The sequence below is a fragment of the Microbacterium sp. MMO-35 genome, assembly GCF_037147555.1.
Lineage (GTDB): Bacteria > Actinomycetota > Actinomycetes > Actinomycetales > Microbacteriaceae > Microbacterium.
Map to the genome: position 1 here is coordinate 1 of NZ_JBBCVH010000019.1, position 8,540 is coordinate 8,540.

The window sequence follows — 8,540 nt, forward strand, 5'->3', positions numbered from 1 at the left end:
ACAAGGAAGGAGTTGCGTGATGGATATCACGAAGACCGTTGAGCCTCGCAGCGACCAACTCAACTTTGACGATGTGGCAACCGCGCCGATGACGATCACGGTCGAGTCGGTGAAGCAAGGGCCACCCGATCAGCCGGTCGAGTTGCACAACACGGAGCATCCGGGCCGACCGTACAAGCCGGGTAAGTCGATGCGGCGCGTGCTGATTGCGGCGTGGGGGACTGACGCGGCGGAGTACGTTGGCCGGCGCATCGAACTCTACGGTGATCCGACGATCAAATTCGGGCGCGATGCTGTGGGCGGGATACGGATCCGCGCCCTGAGCCACATCGACAAACCGCTGACCGTCGCCCTCACGGTCACCCGCGGGAAGCGGGAGCCATACACGGTGCAGCCGATCAAGGACACCACCGACCCCACCAAGCTCGCCGATGCGCTGGCGGACATCACTAGCGCGGGGTCGATCGAAGCACTCAAGACAGCGTGGGCGCTTGCGGAGAAACGGGGAGTGCAGAAACACCCTGACGTGATCACCGCAACCAACAAGCGGAAAGCCGAACTCGAATCGGCCTGACCTCCGTTTCCATCTTTTGAAGGGCACGTCCTCCGGGGCGTGCCCTTCCTCGCATCTAGGAGGACCGATGACGGTACTCACCTTTTGGTGGGAACGCCCACCGTTGAACGCCAACCAGCGCCTCCACTGGGCGGCGAAGGCTCAGAAGACACGGATGGTTCGTGACGCCGCACGCATCGCTGCCCGCACCCTCCTGCCGTCCGCTTCACACATCACCGTTCAGCTGGTGTGGGTGGTCACGGATCGCAGGAGACGTGACAGCGACAACATCTACCCGACCTTCAAGGCCATGTGCGACGGGCTCGTTGACGCCGGGATCGTCCCAGACGACACCCCCGAGTACATGAACAAGCTCGGGCCGATCATCCGTTACGAACCGGGCGGGGTAGCGCGACTCGAACTGGAAGTGACCGCGTGAGCGGCCCGAGACTGCTTGATCTGTTCTCGTGTGCTGGCGGTGCGGCGATGGGCTACCACCGTGCCGGGTTCGAGGTCGTCGGCGTGGACATCAACCGGCAGGACCGATACCCGTTCGAGCACCACGTTGTCGACGCGATCGAGTTCGTCCGCGCACATGGTCATGAGTACGATGCGGTTCACGCCTCGCCGCCCTGCCAGAAGTTCACCGCATATCGGCGGCGCGGCGGTGGTGTCGGTGACAACTATCTGAACCTCATTCCGCAGACCCGTGAGGCACTGCAGGAGTTGGGGCTGCCGTACGTGATAGAGAACGTCGAGATGGCCCGCTCTGAGCTCATCGATCCGGTCTGTTACTGCGGGTCAAGCTTCGCCTTGGACGTGCGCCGCCACCGGCTGTTCGAGAGCAACATCCCGCTCGTGCCGCCGCCCTGCGACCACGCATGGCAGACGCCGCGATTCCCACCGGCGACGAACCGGACGAACCTCCGCCGAACAGTGGAAGTCGGCGTGTGGCGGATCCCGCTCGAGACACAGCAGAAGGCCATGGGCATCGACTGGATGCAGCTGCGCGAGCTCAGCGAAGCAATCCCCCCGGCATACACGGAGCACATCGGCCGTCAGCTGATCAATCATCTTCAGGAAGTGACCGCATGAACGCGATTACGGCTTTGGGTATTGGTGCCCTCGCCGCCCCAACCACACACCCACACGACGAACCCGACCGGCAATGCTGCAGTCGGTGTAGGAGAGGGACCAAAGCGCACGGGGTTATGCCGTGTGGCTACGCGCTGGACTGCCCGAACGGATGCCACAAGCCGTACTGGCGCGAACGGACTTCCCATGTCTAACCAGATCGCGTCTCTGATGGATATGGTCATCATCCGTGAGGACTGGATCGATGACGCGTTGTGTGCACAGACCGGTGGTGACGACTACTTCCCGGATGCGGGTGACAGGGAAGTCGCACAACGAGCGATCGACATGTGCCGACGGTGCGAGGTCGCCGAACAGTGCCTTGAGTACGCACTCAGGGCGAACGAAACCCGAGGTGTCTGGGGCGGCAAGACCGCCCGGCAACGGAGGGGGATGAGGAGACAGTCATGATCGCACCGAAGGGGGAGAAGCTCACACCAGCTCAGGAGAAGAAGGCGTACGCGGACGCGACCGCACGGGACAAGGGTCGCTGTGTGCGTTGCGGTCACCCGGGGCCGACTGAACGTGACCACAGGCAGAACCGTGACCCGTTCAACACGACCCCAGCGAACCTGCAACTCCTCGGCGGGGCATTCGGATGCGGCTGTCACCGGTGGAAGACGGAGAACCCACGGCTTGCGATCCTCGAAGGATTCGCCGTCCCCCGATACGCGCGCCCCGAGCTCTGGCCCGGATGGCGCGTAGACGACGGGTGGGTGATCTACTTCGACGCCCCCGACGCGGATGGGAACTGGTGGCGGAAGATCAGCGAGTCAACAGCCGAGTTCATCATGAGCTCCGGGGGGAGGGGCAATGGCGAGAATCCGGACAATTAAGCCGGAGTTCTGGACTGATGGGACGATCATCGCCCTCCCGTTCGAGGCGCGACTGTTCTACATCGGCATGTGGAATAACTCGTGCGATCGCGGTCATCTTTCGGACGATCCCCTCGGACTGAAGCTCAAGATCCTTCCCGCTGATCCGGTCGACGGGTCGGCACTGCTGGAGTTGTTGATCAGCGCTGGACGAGTGGAGCGGATAGTTCTCCCTGATGGGAGGGGTTATCTGTCCATCCCGCGATTCACTGACCACCAACGGGTTGATACGCGTTGGAACTCACGGTGCCCCGTGTGCGCTCACCTTGACTCACCCGACCCCGCAGAAACTCACGCGAGTTTGCACAAACTCGTCCCAGGAGGGGAGGGGAGGGGAAAGGAAAGGAAGGGAGGGGAGGACGCTGACGCGCCCCTCTCCCCATTCTGCAAACGCCACCCCAACGGCACCGACGACCCATGCCGCCCCTGCGCCACCGCACGCACCCGATACGAGCAGGCCGCGAAGGTCGAGAAGAACAAGCCGACACCGACACCGCAGCGAGCACCGGAATGCCAACACCATCCCGGTTACCCGCTGCCCTGTGACCGGTGTGCGAGAGACGCGAAGGACACCACATGAGGGTGACTGTCGACCTGGATCCGCGCGACGTGTGGCAGATCCAGGAGATCGCAGAGACCGAACACATCACACCCGGGGAAGCACTGCGAAGGATGCTCGCCAAGAAACGAGAACCGAAACGCCCCACACAACGCAACACCCACGAGTACATCGAAGCGCTCGTGAAAGCCGGCATCCCAGACCCGGTGATCGCCCACCGCAGCGGCGAACTACTGCAACAGGTGCGGGTCATCCGGAAGAACCTCGGATACCTGCCCGCCCGTTTCGACCGCGCCGAATGGCCCGAACTCAACCACAGGAGAACAGCATGACTGCAACCATCACCATCCACGGCGGCCTAACCGCACAGCCCGAGCTCAGGTACAGCCAGTCGGGTGTTCCGATCGCGTCGGGAACTGTAGCGTCCACCGACCGCTACCTCGACAAGCAGACCCAGGAGTGGAAGGACGGGAAGAGCCTTTACGTCCGCTGGTCGGCGTTCAAGGATCTCGCTGAGCACATCGCTGCATCGAACCTCGACAAGGGGTCACAGGTCGTCATCACTGGGAAGCTGCACACCCGCCAGTACGAGGACCGCGAAGGGCAGAAGCGCTCGTCGACGGAGCTTGAGGTGATCGACTTCGCTGTCTCGTTGAAGCGCGCGACAGCACAGGTCACCCGTGCCGCATCCACAAGCCCCACTGCGAGCCGAACGCAGGGTGGTACGGGTGATGAGCCGTGGTCCACTCCTTCGGGCACTCAGACGGACGCCTGGGCTGCCGCTGAGGTCCCGTTCTGATGACCCTCCGAGACGACCTCGCACGAGTGGCCGCCGCCCTCGAAGAGACCGTCGAGGAGATGCACGCCCGTGAGCTGCATCACTTCGAGGAGGAGAAGCTGCGCGCGGAGGCTGAGGCCGAGCGGGACGCCCTCTGGGCCGCGATCCGTGAAGCAACTGAGTACATCGAGAGCGACGCCGGGATCTCCCTCGCCCCGATGATGCCCGGCCGGATCATCTACGACGATCCGAAAGCCGTGTTCGTGGAGGTACTGACCGAGGGAATCGGCTACGAGAGGGTCGTCGGGCAAGTCCGCCGACACCACGCAGATCGCACGGTTCGGTGTATCTGTGCCGACATGCTGCCCGAGGGCGCGGAGCCGCGTCCGTGCCCTCAGCACGGGTGGATGGGCGAGGGTGCCGTCCGCACGATTGGCGCGAGCGATGAGTGAACACGCCCCGGAGGACGTTGAGATGGTCGCCAAGACGCTGCACACCCACACCGGACGTTCGGCGCGCGACTTCCCATGGGGACATATCGACGAGGTCTCGCGGAACTACTACAGGGATAACGCCAGGCGTCTTCTGACGCGGCTGGACCAAGCCCGCGCCAACCGCACGATTGGTCCGAACGGGCCGACAATGCCCGCCCCCGTTTTCGAGACGAGCCGGACGAACCAGACGACGCCGAATCGCACGGTGGGGCCCGATCCGCTGGACTGTCCAGCGTGTGGATACGACCCGATGGCCCCGCACAACGGCAAGGGCGACTGTGCCGCGGATCGAAAGACCGGGTGCCGGGACTGTGGTTGCCCCGACCGCTCTGACGACCACCTCCGCGAGGAGTGGAGCTGCGGATGCCGATGCCACACGGATCGCACGATTGGCACGAGCGATGAATGAAAGGATCACCACATGCACAAGCCGCTCACCGATGACGAACTCCAGGCACTCCTCACGGAGCAAGGCGTCCGCGCCGTCTACCAGGCCGGTTGGGATTTCGCGATCGACAGGGTACGCGAAGACCGGGACCGCAACCGCGAGTTCATCGAGTCGATGCACAAGGTCATCCGGTCAATGGGATTCGGTCCACTCGGGCTCAGCATCGAGCAGGAGATTCTCTCGGCGCTCACCAGCATCGAGCAAGACAGACAGCGCCGCTCCCGGGACTAGCCCCAACCGCACGATTCGTCACGAGGAGGAAGCATGAGCGGCATCGGAGTGAAGGCAACGGTCGCGAGGGCGACGCTCTACTGCGACAAGTGCAACCGTCGCTGGGAGTCCCGCACCGTTCAGCACGCCCACCCGCACGATCGGGCTGGAGGAGGATTGAGCCATGGCTGAGAACGGATTCTTGCTCGACGCCGAGAGCCTCATGAGCAAGTGGGGATTCGGCGACGGCGACGCGCTCGACGACTGGTGGTGGGATCGCTTCGACACGGACGCCGATTTCGACACCGACGAGCTGCTGTACGCGCTCGTGCAGGCGTACCTCGTCCCGGCTATCCGCGCCGCAGGCCATGTGGTCGAGCTGGTCAGGATCGGGACGATCCACAATCCCGTGCGGGCTGGGACGCTCGACGGAGTCGAGGCGGACCACTACACCGACGGCAAGCACTTCGACCCGCCCATCTACGTCAACATCACGGTCGAGCAGGTGCAGGACATGGTCCGGAAGATCATCCCGAACCGCACGGATGGGAGCGCAGAGCGATGAGCCTCGGAGAATGCATGTGCTCGGGGCAGTGGGAGTGGGCGACGGATGCGTTCGGTCACCAGCGCGCAGCGTTCCGCGTGGCACCATCCGATGACTGTCCGATCCATGCCACAGATCGCACGATTGGCGCGAGCGATGAGGAAGGAACACGATGAGCGTTGACGTGGAGACTTTGACAAGAGACCACCAAGTCGCGGTTACGACGGATGAGGGTATCGAGTTCCACTCGGTGCCCTCTCTCATTTCACAGCTTCGGGATGCGGTCTTCGGGGGCATGGAGAGCACGGGCGGCTCGAGCTCGATGCAGGCCCGCCTTCCGATTTCCGAAGCCGCACTCGACCTGTACATGCAGGTCGACCGGGAGATCGCAGAGGTGTGGGTTCAGGCCTTCAAACGGGTTCCCGGTCGCGACAAAGCGGAAGCGATGCTCACCGAGTGGGCTGCTTGGGCGGAACCCGAGACTATCGTCACGGCCGGCCCACGCGACTGGTATGCGAAAGACGTGGTCGCGAAATGGGAGACACAGATCCGTGACTTCTTCGACCCACCGAGGCTTGCGGACATCAAGGGGCCATGCCCGAACTGCGGGGAAAGGTACGTGTACTCAATCTCGGCGGGGGAGGAAGTCCGCGGCACAGCGCTAAGGTTCCACCGCTCGCGCATGACGGGAGAGACCCTGGACGCCAGGTGCCTTGCGTGTGGTGCGGTCTGGTCGCCAGCACAGTTCGAAAGGTTCGCGGCCGTGCTCGGGATTGATGTGGCTGCTCGGAAGCAGGCGCACGAAGCCGCAATGTCGGAGGCTGCTGGGAAGATGCAGGAGACATGATCGAGTACATCTGGAAGGGCAAGGGGTTCCCCGATTCGTGTGTGATCGGTGGGCACCCTTTCGGGGTGACGGGGCGTGCGGCCTTCTACGTCGACGGGCACGCGATCTGCACCGAGCATGCTCTCGAGATCGCGAACGGAATCGACAACCGGCCCAGGGGCGAGACCGTTGATGCCGAGATCCTCGATGTCATGCGACGGCAACGCGCGAAGGAGCGTGAAGATGCACGGCAGGCTGCAGCCGATCGTCTTCGCGGAAAACGGCAACCCGGATTCGTGTACTACATCCGCATGAATGACCTCATCAAGATCGGGTACGCGGCCGACATCACCAAGCGGATGCGTGCGTATCCGCCGAACGCCGAGCTGCTTGCAGCTCACCCCGGCACGATGGAACTGGAACACGAGATGCACAACAACTTCCGGTCCCACTTGCGTCGAGGGCGGGAGTGGTTTGCTGAACACCCGGCACTCATGGAACACATTGCGTCTGTCCGGGAGCGTTTTGGGGACGTTTCCGCGCTCGCTCACGAGTACCGCAGCACGGGATGACACGCCGACGAGGACACTAATGACAAGCGTGTAGTTTTGCGCTATCATGAGAGGGCTCGGGATAATTGCGCCCGAATCCAGGCCGCTCCACCATCAGGTGGGCGGCTTTTTTGATACCTCCCCAAGCAGCCGGCGTCCCCTAGTCCTGGCGCATGTGGGTTGAGGAGCCGCGTCGAATGCGGCCAACACAAACATGTGCGACCCCGCCCGCGGCTGGTCACACATCAAACGGCGGAGCCGCCCCCGGGCGTGGTCGCCTCCCTTCAGTCTTCCCGGCCCGTGCCCCCGAAACACTATTTGTCGCGCTTCGAGCGTGACCGCGGGGCCGAGCACGCGCCGGGAACAAAGCAACCACAACTTCACAGGGACACATCGGCGCCCGAGAGGGCCGAACCTAGGAGTCACGGTGGCATTCACCGAGAAGCTGGAAATCCGACGACCGCGAACTGCTGCCGAAGCGTACGACCTCTGGTTGGACGAGCTACCCGAATCTGAACGGGTCTCCGTCACGAAGGCACTGCGCAGCAAGTCATGGTCAAACCCGGAACTGAAACCGATCCTCGAAGAGGACGAGGACTACCCTGCCCCGGTGTTCGGAATGACCGCGTTCCGTGAGTGGAGAGCAGGCCTCCTCGCATGAGCTTCCTCAACAAGCTGCACACCGATGTGCGACGGGCACGCATCCTCACTCTCGACATCGAAACGAAACCCGCACTATCCCGTCACTTCGGGATGTTCAACCAGAACTTCAGCCTCACCCAAGTGGTGGAGCCGTTGACGTTGCTGTCGTTCGCAGCGAAATGGCTCGGGGAGAGCACGGTGCACCACTTCTCCGAGTGGGAGCACGGTGCCGACAACATGGTTACCCACGCGCACCAGCTTCTCTCAGAAGCGGACGTGGTGGTCTGGTACAACGGTGACGGCTTCGACATGAAGCACCTGAACTGGGAGTTCGCCCGCCTCGGCATGTCACGCCCGAAACCGTACAAGACGATCGACCTCCTCAAGGTTGTTCGCCGCGAGTTCCGGCCCCTGTCGAAGAAGCTTGACTTCGTCGCCCAGCAGCTCGGCCTCGGGTCGAAGACGCACCATGACGGTTTCGGCCTGTGGATGCGTGTCATCGACGGGGACGAGAAGTCGCGCCGGCTGATGGAGCGGTACTGCATCCAGGACGTCCGGTTGACGGAGAAGCTGTACTTGCGTCTCCTGCCATGGCTGCCTGCTGGTGTGAACCTGCCCCTCATCGCCGGGAACGACACCGGGTGCCCTGTGTGCGGTTCGCCGGAGCTGAAGTCTGAGGGCGACTCGACGTTCACCGCCCTGACGGAGTACGCCCTGTACTCGTGCCAGGGGTGCGGCAACTGGGTGCGATCCAACATCGTCAAGAACCGCACCACGCGCAGGATCGTCCGATGACATCCCGGGAACTGACACGCCGGAGCCTGACCCGGTTTCCCGGACAACTGAGTTGAGGCGATGATCGTCTCGGAAGGAGTCCGTGAGATGCCTGCTGCCCACCCGCCGGAGTTCCGGCGTCGAGCCCTGGA

The 8,540-nt window shown here is 63.2% G+C and carries 14 protein-coding genes; all 14 read left to right on the top strand.

The annotated features are described in order from the left end of the window. Positions 1-19 precede the first annotated feature (19 nt). Complete coding sequence (locus WFJ01_RS18820) at positions 20-574, top strand: hypothetical protein (RefSeq protein ID WP_336630009.1); 555 nt, start codon at positions 20-22, stop codon at positions 572-574. 67 nt (positions 575-641) lie between these two features. After that, positions 642-992, top strand: a complete 351-nt coding sequence (locus WFJ01_RS18825; protein WP_336630010.1) for a hypothetical protein — start codon at positions 642-644, stop codon at positions 990-992. Continuing rightward, positions 989-1,648 carry a DNA cytosine methyltransferase gene (locus WFJ01_RS18830; RefSeq protein ID WP_336630011.1) on the top strand — a complete coding sequence of 220 codons (660 nt, stop codon included), beginning with the start codon at positions 989-991 and terminating at the stop codon, positions 1,646-1,648. Before WFJ01_RS18825 ends, WFJ01_RS18830 begins: the two co-directional genes overlap by 4 nt. Before the next feature lie 186 nt (positions 1,649-1,834). After that, complete coding sequence (locus WFJ01_RS18835; protein ID WP_336630012.1) at positions 1,835-2,098, top strand: WhiB family transcriptional regulator; 264 nt, start codon at positions 1,835-1,837, stop codon at positions 2,096-2,098. Continuing rightward, on the top strand, positions 2,095-2,523 hold the full coding sequence (locus WFJ01_RS18840; protein ID WP_336630013.1) for an HNH endonuclease: 429 nt from the start codon (positions 2,095-2,097) through the stop codon (positions 2,521-2,523). The genes WFJ01_RS18835 and WFJ01_RS18840 overlap by 4 nt, the downstream gene beginning before the upstream one ends. A 621-nt stretch (positions 2,524-3,144) precedes the next feature. Further along, positions 3,145-3,453, top strand: a complete 309-nt coding sequence (locus tag WFJ01_RS18845; protein WP_336630014.1) for a hypothetical protein — start codon at positions 3,145-3,147, stop codon at positions 3,451-3,453. Then, positions 3,450-3,920 (top strand): single-stranded DNA-binding protein, encoded by a 471-nt coding sequence (gene ssb, locus WFJ01_RS18850; protein WP_336630015.1) that lies wholly within the window; start codon positions 3,450-3,452, stop codon positions 3,918-3,920. Before WFJ01_RS18845 ends, ssb begins: the two co-directional genes overlap by 4 nt. Next, entirely contained in the window at positions 3,920-4,351 is a 432-nt protein-coding gene (locus tag WFJ01_RS18855; RefSeq protein ID WP_336630016.1) for a hypothetical protein, read from the top strand. The genes ssb and WFJ01_RS18855 overlap by 1 nt, the downstream gene beginning before the upstream one ends. A 463-nt stretch (positions 4,352-4,814) precedes the next feature. Next, positions 4,815-5,072, top strand: coding sequence for a hypothetical protein (locus WFJ01_RS18860; RefSeq protein WP_336630017.1), 258 nt, complete (start codon positions 4,815-4,817; stop codon positions 5,070-5,072). Positions 5,073-5,235: 163 nt separating this feature from the next. Beyond that, positions 5,236-5,616, top strand: a complete 381-nt coding sequence (locus tag WFJ01_RS18865; protein WP_336630018.1) for a hypothetical protein — start codon at positions 5,236-5,238, stop codon at positions 5,614-5,616. A 151-nt stretch (positions 5,617-5,767) separates the two neighbouring features. Next, complete coding sequence (locus WFJ01_RS18870; RefSeq protein ID WP_336630019.1) at positions 5,768-6,442, top strand: DUF7341 domain-containing protein; 675 nt, start codon at positions 5,768-5,770, stop codon at positions 6,440-6,442. Beyond that, a complete protein-coding gene (locus WFJ01_RS18875; RefSeq protein ID WP_336630020.1) occupies positions 6,439-6,993 on the top strand; it encodes a GIY-YIG nuclease family protein in 555 nt (184 codons plus the stop codon). The genes WFJ01_RS18870 and WFJ01_RS18875 overlap by 4 nt, the downstream gene beginning before the upstream one ends. Positions 6,994-7,399: 406 nt before the next feature. Continuing rightward, positions 7,400-7,633: a hypothetical protein gene (locus WFJ01_RS18880; RefSeq protein WP_336630021.1), complete on the top strand. Its 234-nt coding sequence runs from the start codon at positions 7,400-7,402 to the stop codon at positions 7,631-7,633. Next, positions 7,630-8,409: a ribonuclease H-like domain-containing protein gene (locus WFJ01_RS18885; RefSeq protein ID WP_336630022.1), complete on the top strand. Its 780-nt coding sequence runs from the start codon at positions 7,630-7,632 to the stop codon at positions 8,407-8,409. Before WFJ01_RS18880 ends, WFJ01_RS18885 begins: the two co-directional genes overlap by 4 nt. Positions 8,410-8,540: the final 131 nt, after the last annotated feature.